10 protein-coding genes and 1 pseudogene are annotated in these 11,634 nt (G+C 68.7%); 7 read left to right on the top strand and 4 right to left on the bottom strand.

All coding sequences use genetic code 11. From position 1 onward, the window contains the following. A partial coding sequence (locus ACE3SS_RS13200) for a type IV pilus twitching motility protein PilT (RefSeq protein ID WP_374594668.1) occupies nt 1–767 on the bottom strand: 767 nt, incomplete at its 3' end. 53 nt (nt 768–820) lie between these two features. Here ACE3SS_RS13200 and ACE3SS_RS13195 point away from each other — a divergent pair. Both ACE3SS_RS13195 and putA read left to right on the top strand, forming a co-directional pair. Continuing rightward, nucleotides 821–1,546 carry a YggS family pyridoxal phosphate-dependent enzyme gene (locus ACE3SS_RS13195; protein WP_374594666.1) on the top strand — a complete coding sequence of 242 codons (726 nt, stop codon included), beginning with the start codon at nt 821–823 and terminating at the stop codon, nt 1,544–1,546. Between the two features lie 9 nt (nt 1,547–1,555). After that, nucleotides 1,556–4,684, top strand: a complete 3,129-nt coding sequence (putA, locus tag ACE3SS_RS13190) for a bifunctional proline dehydrogenase/L-glutamate gamma-semialdehyde dehydrogenase PutA (protein WP_374594664.1) — start codon at nt 1,556–1,558, stop codon at nt 4,682–4,684. Between the two features lie 16 nt (nt 4,685–4,700). Here the strand turns inward: putA and ACE3SS_RS13185 are convergent, their stop codons facing one another. Beyond that, on the bottom strand, nt 4,701–5,354 hold the full coding sequence (locus tag ACE3SS_RS13185; protein ID WP_374594662.1) for a DUF1345 domain-containing protein: 654 nt from the start codon (nt 5,352–5,354) through the stop codon (nt 4,701–4,703). A 119-nt stretch (nt 5,355–5,473) separates the two neighbouring features. Here ACE3SS_RS13185 and proC point away from each other — a divergent pair, with 119 nt between their 5' ends. Then, nucleotides 5,474–6,289 (top strand): pyrroline-5-carboxylate reductase, encoded by an 816-nt coding sequence (proC, locus tag ACE3SS_RS13180; protein WP_374594660.1) that lies wholly within the window; start codon nt 5,474–5,476, stop codon nt 6,287–6,289. A 24-nt stretch (nt 6,290–6,313) separates the two neighbouring features. Here proC and ACE3SS_RS13175 read toward each other — a convergent pair whose 3' ends face one another. Beyond that, the gene (locus tag ACE3SS_RS13175; RefSeq protein WP_374594658.1) at nt 6,314–7,411 is read right to left on the bottom strand and encodes a GGDEF domain-containing protein; all 1,098 of its coding nucleotides are present in this window, start codon (nt 7,409–7,411) and stop codon (nt 6,314–6,316) included. Nucleotides 7,412–7,530: 119 nt separating this feature from the next. Further along, nucleotides 7,531–8,433 carry a 4-hydroxybenzoate octaprenyltransferase gene (gene ubiA / locus ACE3SS_RS13170; protein ID WP_374594656.1) on the bottom strand — a complete coding sequence of 301 codons (903 nt, stop codon included), beginning with the start codon at nt 8,431–8,433 and terminating at the stop codon, nt 7,531–7,533. Nucleotides 8,434–8,503: 70 nt separating this feature from the next. Between ubiA and ACE3SS_RS13165 the strand changes: the two genes are divergently transcribed. From ACE3SS_RS13165 to ACE3SS_RS13150, 4 genes and pseudogenes are all read left to right on the top strand, one after another. Beyond that, complete coding sequence (locus ACE3SS_RS13165) at nt 8,504–9,070, top strand: YaeQ family protein (RefSeq protein WP_374594654.1); 567 nt, start codon at nt 8,504–8,506, stop codon at nt 9,068–9,070. Between the two features lie 126 nt (nt 9,071–9,196). After that, nucleotides 9,197–10,462, top strand: coding sequence for a hypothetical protein (locus ACE3SS_RS13160; RefSeq protein WP_374594652.1), 1,266 nt, complete (start codon nt 9,197–9,199; stop codon nt 10,460–10,462). Nucleotides 10,463–10,476: 14 nt separating this feature from the next. Beyond that, the gene (locus tag ACE3SS_RS13155) at nt 10,477–10,902 is read left to right on the top strand and encodes a phosphate ABC transporter substrate-binding protein (RefSeq protein ID WP_374594650.1); all 426 of its coding nucleotides are present in this window, start codon (nt 10,477–10,479) and stop codon (nt 10,900–10,902) included. Between the two features lie 4 nt (nt 10,903–10,906). Then, a pseudogene (locus ACE3SS_RS13150) lies at nt 10,907–11,634 on the top strand (hypothetical protein); the annotation flags it as partial.

Here is an 11,634-nt window from a genome sequence, read left to right as displayed (position 1 = left end):
AGCATCGCGCGCACCATGTCTTTTTCAGCGGCCGGGAAGACGTCGACGATCCGGTCGACGGTCTTGGCGGCGCTGGACGTGTGCAGCGTGCCGAACACCAAGTGGCCGGTTTCGGCTGCGGTGAGCGCCAGGCGGATGGTTTCGAGATCGCGCATTTCGCCCACGAGGATGGCGTCGGGGTCTTCACGCAGCGCCGAGCGCAGGGCGTTGGCGAAGCTCATGGTGTGCGGCCCCACCTCGCGCTGGTTGACCAGGCACTTCTTCGACTCGTGCACGAATTCGATCGGGTCTTCGACCGTCAGCACGTGGCCGTATTCGGTTTCGTTGAGGTGGTTGACCATGCCCGCCAGGGTGGTGGACTTGCCCGAGCCGGTCGGACCGGTCACCAGCACCAGGCCGCGCGGCTTCAGGGCCAGCTCGGCGAAGATCTTGGGCGCATTGAGCTGCTCCAGCGTCAGGATCTTGCTCGGAATCGTCCGGAACACCGCACCGGCGCCACGATTTTGATTAAAGGCGTTGACGCGGAAGCGCGCCAGGCCTTGAATTTCAAATGAAAAGTCGCACTCCAGCACCTCTTCATACATCTTGCGCTGGGTGTCGTTCATGATGTCGTACACCATGTCGTGGACCTGCTTGTGGTCCATCGGGTCGACGTTGATGCGGCGCACATCGCCATGCACCCGGATCATGGGCGGCAGGCCGGCGGACAAGTGCAAGTCGGACGCTTTGTTTTTGACCGAGAACGCCAGCAGTTGGGTGATGTCCATGTTTTGATGTGTTGGGTTGCTAAACAGTTAGAAACCGAAAATCGATTATCGCGATGATTGCAGAGAACATTCAATCGGTGCGAAGCCGCATTCGACAAGCATGCGTGAAGGCTGACCGTTCAGCGAGCGACGTGTCGCTGCTGGTGGTGAGCAAGACCTTCCCGGCCGAGGCCGTGCGCGAAGCCTTTGCGGCGGGCGAGCGGCACTTTGGCGAGAACTACGTGCAAGAGGCGGTTGACAAGATCGCGGCGCTGGCCGACCTGCGCGCGGGCATCGAGTGGCACATGATCGGGCCGCTGCAGAGCAACAAGACGCGCGCGGTGGCCGAGCACTTCGACTGGGTGCATACGGTGGACCGGCTGAAGATCGCGCAGCGACTGTCTGAGCAGCGCCCGGCGGGCCTGCCGCCGCTGCAGGTGTGCGTGCAGGTGAACGTCAGCGGCGAAGCCTCCAAGAGCGGGGTCGCGCCGGCCGACGCCCTGGCGCTGGCGCGAGCAGTGGCGAGCCTGCCCAACTTGCGGCTGCGGGGCCTGATGGTCATCCCGGAGCCCGAAACGGATCTGGCTGCTCAAAGGGCCCCCTTGCGCGCCACGCGCGAGTTGCTGCTGCTATTGCAGCAGGCCGGGTTGCAGGTGGACACGCTCTCGATGGGCATGAGCGCCGATCTCGAAGCGGCCGTTCTGGAAGGCTCCACGATGGTTCGCATTGGCACGGCAATCTTTGGTTCACGCATCAAGGCCGACACAACGGCCGACCCCTCCCCCGTCGTCACCCCTTAGGAGACGCCTATGTCAGCCGCAAACGTGATGGATGCCTCAACCTGGTCGCCCCTTCACGAGCGGCTGCCTCATCCTTATCGGCCGGAAGGCCCGGTGATTGAGGCTTTGCTGGCCGAGCTGGTGGGCAAGCTCGACTGGTGGGCCGTGCGCGAGCGGGCCCGCCCCTGGTTGCAGGCGGTGCGCGCCCACCCGGCGCCGTTCTGGGCGGTGGAGTCCCTGCTGCAGGAATACCCGCTGTCCAGCGCCGAGGGCCGCGCCCTGATGCGGCTGGCCGAGGCCCTGTTGCGCGTGCCCGACACCGACACCGCCGCCGCGCTGGCGGCCGACCAGCTGGGCCGCGCCGCCTTCGACGCCAGCGCCCTGGCCGCCGGTAGCACCCACCCGCTGCTCACCGGCCTGACCAACCGCGTGATCGCGCTGGCCAAGTCCCTGCTGCCCGAGCCGGGCGCGCTCGACCACGCCGGCGCCAGCAACCTGCTGCAGCGCCTGGGCACCCAGACCACAGTGGCCGCCGCCGTGCGGGCCGTGCAGCTGCTCGGCCGCCAGTTCGTGCTGGGGCGCGACATTTACGAGGCGCTCAACCAGGCCGAGCACCAGCGCCAACTCGCGGCGCAGCACGCCCACCCGGCCGCGCTGCGCTTCAGCTTCGACATGCTCGGCGAAGGCGCCCGCTGCGAGGCCGACGCGCAACGCTATCTGGCGTCCTACGCCCACGCCATCGAGCAGCTTGCCGAGCGCCAGCCGCCGGGGCCCCACCCGGAAGACGCGGACGGCATCTCGGTCAAGCTCAGCGCGCTGTTCCCGCGCTACGAAGAGTCGCAACGCGATCGCGTGCTGGCCGAGCTGGTGCCGCGCGCCTGGCAACTGGCGAGCCGCGCGGCGGCCGCCGGCATCAACCTGACCATCGACGCCGAAGAAAGCGAGCGCCTCGAACTCTCGCTCGACGTGTTCGACGCGCTGGCCGAGCGCGTGGCCGCCGAGCACCCCCACTGGCGCGGCCTGGGCTTGGCCGTGCAGGCCTACCAGACCCGCTCGCGCGAGGTGATCGACGAGGTCGCGCGACTGGCCCGGCAGCACCAGCTGCGCCTGATGGTGCGGCTCGTGAAAGGCGCCTACTGGGACGCCGAGATCAAGCGCGCGCAAGAGCTGGGGCTGGACGCCTACCCCGTCTTCACCCACAAGAACCACACCGACGTGGCCTACCTGGCCTGCGCCCGCGCGCTGCTCGGCCACGCGCCGCACCTGTATCCGCAGTTCGCCACCCACAACGCCACCACCCTGGCCGCCGTGATGCAACTGGCCGACCACACCGAGCTGGCCGCCCACGGCGTGACGCCGGCCGCCGCCTTCGAGTGGCAGCGCCTGCACGGCATGGGCGAGGCGGTGCACCGCGAGGTGCTGGCCCACACCCCGCCCGGCGGCACGCGCTGGCCGGTGCGCGTCTACGCCCCGGTGGGCGAACACCGCGACCTGCTGGCCTACCTCGTGCGCCGCATGCTCGAAAACGGCGCCAACGCCTCGTTCGTGCACCAGCTCACCGACGAGCGCGTGAGCCTCGACCAACTGCTCGCCTCGCCGCTGCACCTCAACGAGCACGCCACCGTGCCGCTGCCCGCGCAGCTGTTTGCAAACGACGAAAGCGGCCCCGATGCCGGTCGCCCCAACTCGCGCGGGCTCGACCTCGCCTGCCGCCGCCAGCGCGCCCCGCTGCTCGAAGCCGTGGCCCGCACCACCGTGTCCGCCGTGGAGCACGCCAGTCTGGCCGACGCCGCCCAGGCCATGCGAGCACTGGCGCAAGCCGCGCCACGCTGGCAACGCACGCCGCTGGCCGAGCGCTGCGCCGCGCTGCGCAAGGCGGCCGACCTGCTGCAAGCCGAGCTGCCGCGCTTTTGCGGCCTGCTCGTCCAAGAAGCCCACAAGACCCTGCCCGACGCCGTGGCCGAAGTGCGCGAGGCCATCGACGCCTGCCGCTACTACGCCCAGCAGGCCGAGCTGACCCTGGCGCCGCGCGAGCTGCCCGGCCCCACCGGCGAGCGCAACGAGCTGCGGCTGCGCGGGCGCGGCGTGTTCGTGTGCATCGCGCCGTGGAACTTCCCGCTCGCCATCTTCGGCGCGCAAGTCGTGGCCGCGCTGGTGGCCGGCAACACCGTGGCCGCCAAGCCTGCCGAGCAGACGCCCGGCGTGGCGCGCGCCTTCGTCGATCTGCTGCTGCAAGCCGGCGTGCCGGCCGATGCCGTCGCCCTGCTGCACGGCCCCGGCGCCACCGTGGGCGCCGCGCTGGTGGCCGACGCCCGCTGCGCCGGCGTGGCCTTCACCGGTTCCACGCGCACGGCCAAACTCATCCAGCGCGCGCTGGCCGCGTCCGATGGCCCCATCGTGCCCTTGATTGCCGAAACCGGTGGCCTCAACGCCCTGGTGGTCGACAGCTCCGCCCTGCCCGAGCAGGTGGTGGACGCCGCCGTGGCCAGCGCCTTCGGCAGCGCCGGCCAACGCTGCTCGGCGCTGCGCGTGCTGTGCGTGCACAGCGGCATCGCCGAGCGCGTGCTCGACATGCTCGCCGGCGCGATGCAGGCGCTGCGCCTGGGCGACCCGGCCGACTACGCGACCGACGTGGGCCCCGTCATCGACGCCGCCGCGCACCGCCACCTGAGCAACCACCTCAAGCGTCTCGACGTCGAAGCCCAGCTGCTCACCTGCACCCCGCTGGCGTCCAACCCCCTCGGCCAGCACATCGCGCCCACCGTCTTCGAGATCGCCCAGCTCGGCGAGCTGCAAGAAGAAGTCTTCGGCCCCGTGCTGCACGTGCTGCGCTGGGGCCCCGGCACCGCCGTGCCCGAGCTCGACGCGCTGGTCGAGCAGATCAACGCCCTGGGCTACGGCCTCACGCTCGGCATTCAAACCCGCATCGACAGCCGCGCCCTGGCCATCGCCGAGCAGGCGCGCGTCGGCAACGTCTACGTCAACCGCAACATGACGGGCGCCGTGATCGGCGTGCAACCCTTCGGCGGCGAAGGCCTCAGCGGCACCGGCCCCAAAGCCGGCGGCCCGCACTACCTGCTGCGCTTCTGCGCCGAGCAGACGCTCACCATCAACACGGCGGCGGCGAGTGGGAATGCGGATTTGTTGGCGAGCGGTTGAGGCGACCGCGTGAGGCTCACGGATGCACCAAACTCGCCGCGATGTTGATCGTCAGCCCCAGGATGCTGGCGTTGAAGAAGAACGACAGCACCGATTGCACGAGCACGTCGCGGCGCATGGCGGGGCTGCGCAGTGAGATGTCGGCGGTCTGCGAGGCCACGCCGATGGTGAAGGCGAAGTAGAGGAAGTCGAGGTACTGCGGCTGGGGCGGCGCGTCGGGGAAGTCCAGCGGGCGCCGGTCGGCCGGGGCCAGGTAGAACTCGTGGGCGTAGTGCGAGGCGAACATCGTCGGGATCAGCAGCCAGGTGCCGATGATGGTGGACGCCGTGATCGCCATGCGTCCCGCGCCGCGCAGGCCGCTGAGGCCTTGCGTGTCGGCCAGCTCCAGCACGATGGCCACCACGCTGGCAATGGCCGCCAGGACGGTGACCGTGAGCACCACGTAGGCGGTTTCGTCTTGCTGCTCGGCCATCAGGCGGATGCGCCGGGGCTCGGCGCGCAGCATCATCCACCACACCGACAGCAGGTAGCAGGCCACGCCGACGTTCCAGCCGATCAGGGCTCGCGTGACGGGGCGGACCGACGGCGGCACGAGCAGCCCCACGAGCACGCTGACGCACAAGGCAAACAGCCAGCGCTTGCGGCCTTTGACGAACAGAATGAATTGCATGCAACCCTCATCGCAATGACGTGCCCGCATTGTGGCGAAGCCAGTTGACGAAGCGGCATACTCGGCGGCACCGCGCGCGCGCTGTGGCGTGCACTCATCGAACCCTCTGCAGCATCGACATGTCCAGCATCCACATCGCATTCATCGGCGGCGGCAACATGGCCAGCGCCATCATCGGCGGGCTGATCCGCCAGGGCCAGGCCGCCAGCAGCATCCTCGTGCTCGACCCCAGCGCCGAGCAGCGCGAGCGTCTCACCCGCGACCTGGACGTGCAGACGCTGGCCGAGCCGGGCGCCGCGCTGACCTCGGCACGCACGGTGGTCTGGGCCGTGAAGCCCCAGCAGTTCAAGGACGCGGCCACGGCTTGCGCCCCGCACACGGGCCAAGCCCTGCACCTCAGCGTGATGGCCGGCATCCGCAGCGACGACCTGGCCCGAGCGCTGGGCACCGAGCGCATCGTGCGCACCATGCCCAACACGCCGGCGCTGATCGGCCAGGGCATCACCGGCGTCTACGCACGCCCTGCTGTGTCCGCCGAGCAGAAGGCCGATGCGCAGGCGCTGCTCGCCCCCACCGGCGACGTGCTGTGGGTCGAACGCGAAGCCGACCTTGATGCCGTGACCGCGCTGTCGGGCTCGGGCCCGGCCTACGTGTTCTATTTCGTCGAAAGCATGATGGAAGCGGCGCAGCAGATGGGCCTGACACCTGAGCAAGGCAAGCAGCTGGCGCTGGCGACGTTCTCGGGCGCGTCCGAATTGGCGCGTCGCTCGACCGAGCCGCCCAGCGTGCTGCGCGAGCGCGTCACCTCGAAGGGTGGCACCACCTACGCGGCGCTCACCTCGCTAGAAGCCAGCGGCGTGAAGGCGGCGTTCGTGCAGGCGCTCAAAGCCGCGCAGCAACGCGCCCGCGAGCTGGGCGACGAGTTCGGGCGCTGAGTTGCTCGCCAGGGCGGCGCGGTCTCAAACGCCGCGCTGCTCCAGCTCCAGCCGGTTGCGACCGGCAGCCTTGCCTCGGTAGAGCGCTTCATCAGCGCGGGCAATGGCGGCTTCCATGTTCTCGCCCTCGCGGCAGCTGGACAGCCCCAGCGTCATGGTGACCGCCACGGCCTCCCCGCCCGCCATCACCTGCATCTCACCGAGCGCGTTGCGGATGCGCTCGGCCACCAGCTCAGCGCCGTCGAGTTCGGTGTTGGGCAGCACGACCAGGAATTCTTCGCCGCCCCAGCGGCCCACGCTGTCTTGCTCGCGCACCGCCGCGCGCAGCGCCTGGCTCACCTCGATCAAGACCTGGTCGCCGCCCTCGTGGCCGTGGCGGTCGTTGATGGCCTTGAAGTGGTCGATGTCGCCCAGCACGAAGCACAAGGTGCGCGGCATGCGCTTGCTGCGGGTGATCTCGTATTCGATGATCTCGGTGACGCGCCGCCGGTTGTTGAGCTTGGTGAGCGGGTCGGTCGAGGCCATCACCAGCAACTGCTTCTCGGCCTTCTTGATCATGCCCAGGTAGAGCATGGCCAGGTAGGTGAGCAGCCCGAAGGTGACGAGGATGTTGAAGTAGCGCAGCGCGTTCAGCACGCCGGGGTGCAGCGTGTGCAGCGGGGCAGAAGCCCGCACGGTGGCATCGAGCAGCATGTAGAAGGCGCACACGCTCGATGTCATCAGCAGCTTGTGGCTGGTCTTGCTCAGATTGCTCATGATCACCACCGGCGCCACCAGCAGCAGGTAGTAGTGGAAGCCGCTGTCCCAGCCGATCATGTGCACGGCGAGCGCGGCATGGCCGAAGATCTCGACGAACACCAGCACCACCGCCATCTGGTTGCGACGCTGGCGGATCAGGCCGTAGCTGGCCAAAAACAGCGTGACGCTGCCCACGTTGACCCACGCCAGCATCCACGCGCCCAGGGCGTAGAACAGCACGCCGAACACGGCATGCGTGAGCGCCGCCACGAGGCAGACCTTCATCATGAGCTGCCAGAACACCCGGCTGGTGTTCTTGCTGCGCTCGCTGGGTTCACTGGCGGCGCGGTGGGGCACCACATCGCCTGGCAAGTCGTGCGTCACGGCCACATTCGCCCCCGAAATCATTGCAGTCGGGCCCGCGTCGCCACCGTTCGGCGAGCATCGACCCATTCGGAAGGATTTCGGAGCCGGGGGCCGATTCTTGAGCGCCCCCCAAGCCTTCAGTGCAGCATGGTGGCCAGCACGGCGCCAACAAATACCGTCAAGCCGACCCAGTGATTGAGCCGGAACGCCTTGAAGCAGCGCTCGCGCTGCCGGGTGCGGATCAACAGCACATGCCACACCGCCTGCGCCGCCGCCGCCGCCAGCCCCAGCGCATACGGCCAGCCCAGGTCCGCCAGGCGCCCGGCCTGCGCCCACAGCGCCAGGCCCAAGGCGTAGAACACGGCCACGCCGATCACGTCGAAACGGCCCAGCGTGATGGCTGAGGTCTTGATGCCGATCTTCAGGTCGTCGTCGCGGTCGACCATGGCGTATTCGGTGTCGTAGGCCAGCACCCAGCAGAGGTTGCCCACCACCAGCAGCCAGGCCTCCAGCGGCACCGCGTTGCGCAGCGCGGCATAAGCCATCGGGATGCCGAAGCTGAACGCCACGCCCAGCACCGCCTGCGGCATCGAGATGAAGCGCTTGGTGAAGGGGTAGACGATGGTGACGGCCAGCGCGCCGAAGGACATCAGCACCGTGAGCGTGTTGGTGGTAAGCACCAGGGCGAACGACAGCAGCGCCAGCACCGCCCCCACAGCCAGCGCTTCTTTGACGGACACCTGGCCGCTGGTGATGGGGCGCTGCGCGGTGCGCTTGACGTGCTTGTCGAAGTCGCGGTCGGCCACGTCGTTGACGGCGCACCCGGCGCTGCGCATCAGCACGGTGCCGAGCGTGAACACCGCCAGCAGGTGCCAGCCGGGGAAGCCGCCCGCCGCCATCCACAGCGCCATCAGCGTGGGCCAGAGCAAGAGCAGCCAGCCCTGCGGGCGGTCCCAGCGGATGAGGTCGAGGTAGAGCGACCAGCGCGAGCGCGGCGCGGCGGCTGGAGCGTGGGGAGGAGTGGAGGCCGGCTTGTTCACGGGGCGGGATTATCCGGCGCGTCTGCTGTAATGAGCCCTTTCAACGCGCCGCGCCGAACGCATTACCGCCATGGCACTCAAAGCCACCATCTTCAAAGCCACGCTGCAGATCGCCGACATGGATCGCAATCTGTACGCCGACCATGCCCTCACCGTGGCCCAGCACCCCAGCGAAACCGACGAGCGCATGATGGTGCGGATCCTGGCGTTCGCGCTGAGCGTGCCGGCCGACGACCACAACGGCGCACTCGAATTCACCAAGGGGCTGAGCGACCCCGACGAGCCCGACTTGTGGCAGAAGGATCTGACCGGCCAGATCGTGCAGTGGATCGACCTCGGCCAGCCCGACGACCGCCGCCTGATCCGCGCCAGCAGCCGGGCCGAACGCGTGGCGGTGTGGAGCTACGCGGCCAGCACGCCGGTGTGGTGGAGCAACATTGCCAACAAGCTCACCCGTGCCACCAACCTCACGGTGTGGCAGATCCCGGCCGATCAGACTCAGGCCCTGGCCGCGCTGACGCAGCGCACGATGCAACTGCAGATCACGGTGCAAGACGGCACGGTGTGGGTCAACAACGGTGCGAGCAGCGTCGAGATCAGCCCGGTGCGGCTGATGGCCCCGCCGGGCGACCAATGATCGGCCCCCGGCTCCGGCATCGATCGGGGTTATCAGCCGCCCATCGCAACGTCAATGCAGGCTAACGCCGCTCGCCAGCGCCCCCCGGCCCCAGCATCATCGCCCTGCACCACACCGCACGACACGATGCACCGCGCCATCCGCCCCACCTCGATCGCACTGGCCTGCATTTGCGCCTGGGCGCCGCCCGCCCATGCCATCGAGTTCTTCGACGACCTGCTGCGCGTCGAGGGCTTCGGCACGCTGGGGGCGTTCAGCTCCGACCTCGATTCGAGCAAGGTGCCCACCCCGGCGGGCCGCCCGTACGTCGACCCGCAGGTGCGCGCCGACGTGCGCGAGAGCCACGGCTCCACCGACAACCACGTCATCTACGACGCCGACACCTCGCTGTCGGTGCAGGCCACCTGGAACCCGCATGGCGAGGTGCAGGGCGTGCTGCAACTGCTGTCCAAGCAGAACATCCATGCCAGCCAGAAACCTCAGGTCGAATGGGCGTATCTGGGCTGGCAGGCCGCACCGACGGTCGATCTCAAGTTCGGGCGGGTGGTGGCGCCGATCTTCATGCTCTCCGACGCGCGCAACGTGGCGTATTCGCAGACCATGGTGCGCCCGTTCACGTCGGTCTACGCGCTGAACCCCATCACCCATCTCGACGGCGGCAACGCCCTCTGGAAAAGCCGCCCCGGCCCCTACAAGCTGGAGCTCGAAGGCATGTTCGGTCGCACGTCCGTCGAGCTGCCCAGCGGCATGTTCAAGGTGCCGCGCATCTACGGCGTGTCGTCGCGGGTCACGCGCGGCGAGTGGAGCGTGCGCGCCGGCGCGTCGCACCTCGACGTCAACATCGATCTCATCCCGAGCGCCCAGGCACGCCTGGACGCAGCCATCAACATCGACTCGCCGGTGCTGGGCCCGCGCACCGGCCTGACCGACCAGAAGCTCGACATCTTCACGCTCGGCGGCCAGTGGGAGCACGACAACCTCACCGTGCTGGCCGAGTTCGCCAACCGCCAGGGCACCACCTTGCTGGCGCCGAGCTACCAGAGCTACTACGTGCTGGGCAGCTGGCGCTTCAACGCCTGGACGCCCTACGTGGCCTGGGGCCGCGCCCGCAACACCGAGTCCCCCCTGGGCCTGCACAACCAGACGAACAGCGCCGCGATCGCCGACCTCGAAGACGCGCGGGTGTTCGGTCGCCCGAATCGCACCGAGCAGACCGTCGGCGTGCGCTGGGACTTCATGCCCAAGGCCGCCCTCAAGGCGCAATGGACGCAGCTGCGCCAGGCCAACCCGCGAGTCGGCGCGGCGGGCGGGCAAGTTCAGTACTACATCCCGAACGACACCTTCGGCGGCACGATCAACACCTACGCCCTCAACCTGGACTTCATCTTCTGATCGAGGGCGGCCGCATGAAACTCAACTACTTGAAAGCCTGGTGCGTGGCGGCGGCCCTGGGCGCGATCCACGCCATGGCTTGCGCCGACATCGTGGTGGTGGTGGGAGCGCAGAGCCCGATCACCAGCCTCACCAAAGATCAGGTGGCCGACATCTACCTGGGCAACTCGCGCGTGTACCCCGACGGCAGCACCGCCATCCCCACCATCATCGGCCCCGGCCCCTACAAGGCCGAGTTCTTCATGAAAGTGCTGGGGCGCTCCGAATCGCAGGTGCGCGCCATCTGGGCCCGCCAGACGTTCACCGGTCGCGGCGCGACCCCTCGCGAGCTCAATGACGCCGTCGAGGTCAAGCAGGTGCTGGTGGTCAACCCGCGCGCCATCGGCTTCATCGACCGCTCGGCGCTGGACAGCAGCGTCAAGGTCGTGCTGACGCCCTGAATCGATGTTTCGCCCACCCCGCCAGACCCTGATCGCCCTGGCCTGCCTGGGTGCCTGCGTGGCACCGGCCCGAGCCACCGCGTTCTTCGACGACCTGCTGCGCATCGAGGGCTTCGGCACGCTGGGGGCGTTCAGCTCCAACCTGGCCTCGTCGAGCACGCCTCCATCGGCCATCAGCTCGACGCCACCACAGGTTCGCGCCGACATCCGGCAAAGCCATGGCGCGACCGACCACCACGTGATCTGGGACGCCGACACGCTGCTCGCGGTGCAGGCCACCGTCAACCCGAGCGGCCCGATCAAGGGCGTGCTGCAGCTGATGTCGAAGCAAGACGTCAACGCCAGCCAGCGCCCGCAAGTCGAGTGGGCCTACGGAAGCTGGGACGTCTCGTCGCGCCTGGGCGTGAGAGCGGGGCGTGTGGTGGCGCCCATCTTCTCGATGTCGGACACGCGCCAGATCGCCTACACCCAGACCGCCGTTCGCCCGCCCACCGCGGTGTATCAAATCGACCCGTTCACGCACCTGGACGGCGCCACCTTCCTCTGGCAAGACAAGGCGGGGGGCTACGAGTACAACGTGGAAGGGCTGATCGGCAAAAGCAGCCTGGGCGTGACGGCCACCCAGGTCAACGTGCCCCAATCGGTCGGGCTGTCCACCCGCTGGTCGCGCGGCGACTGGGCCGCCCGCGTGGGGTGGTCGCATTTCAACATCGACATCAACCTGCCGCCGTC

This window comes from Aquabacterium sp. (genome assembly GCF_041915145.1).
GTDB lineage: Bacteria > Pseudomonadota > Gammaproteobacteria > Burkholderiales > Burkholderiaceae_C > Aquabacterium.
The sequence above is the reverse complement of the archived record's forward strand: the minus strand, read 5'-3'. Positions and strand labels throughout refer to the sequence as shown.

Coding starts and splice junctions, on each gene's coding strand:
- ACE3SS_RS13195 (WP_374594666.1), top strand. CDS start 821: ATGATTGCAGAGAACATTCAATCGGTGCGAAGCCGCATTCGACAAGCA.
- proC (WP_374594660.1), top strand. CDS start 5,474: ATGTCCAGCATCCACATCGCATTCATCGGCGGCGGCAACATGGCCAGC.
- ACE3SS_RS13155 (WP_374594650.1), top strand. CDS start 10,477: ATGAAACTCAACTACTTGAAAGCCTGGTGCGTGGCGGCGGCCCTGGGC.
- putA (WP_374594664.1), top strand. CDS start 1,556: ATGTCAGCCGCAAACGTGATGGATGCCTCAACCTGGTCGCCCCTTCAC.
- ACE3SS_RS13165 (WP_374594654.1), top strand. CDS start 8,504: ATGGCACTCAAAGCCACCATCTTCAAAGCCACGCTGCAGATCGCCGAC.
- ACE3SS_RS13185 (WP_374594662.1), bottom strand. CDS start 5,354: ATGCAATTCATTCTGTTCGTCAAAGGCCGCAAGCGCTGGCTGTTTGCC.
- ACE3SS_RS13160 (WP_374594652.1), top strand. CDS start 9,197: ATGCACCGCGCCATCCGCCCCACCTCGATCGCACTGGCCTGCATTTGC.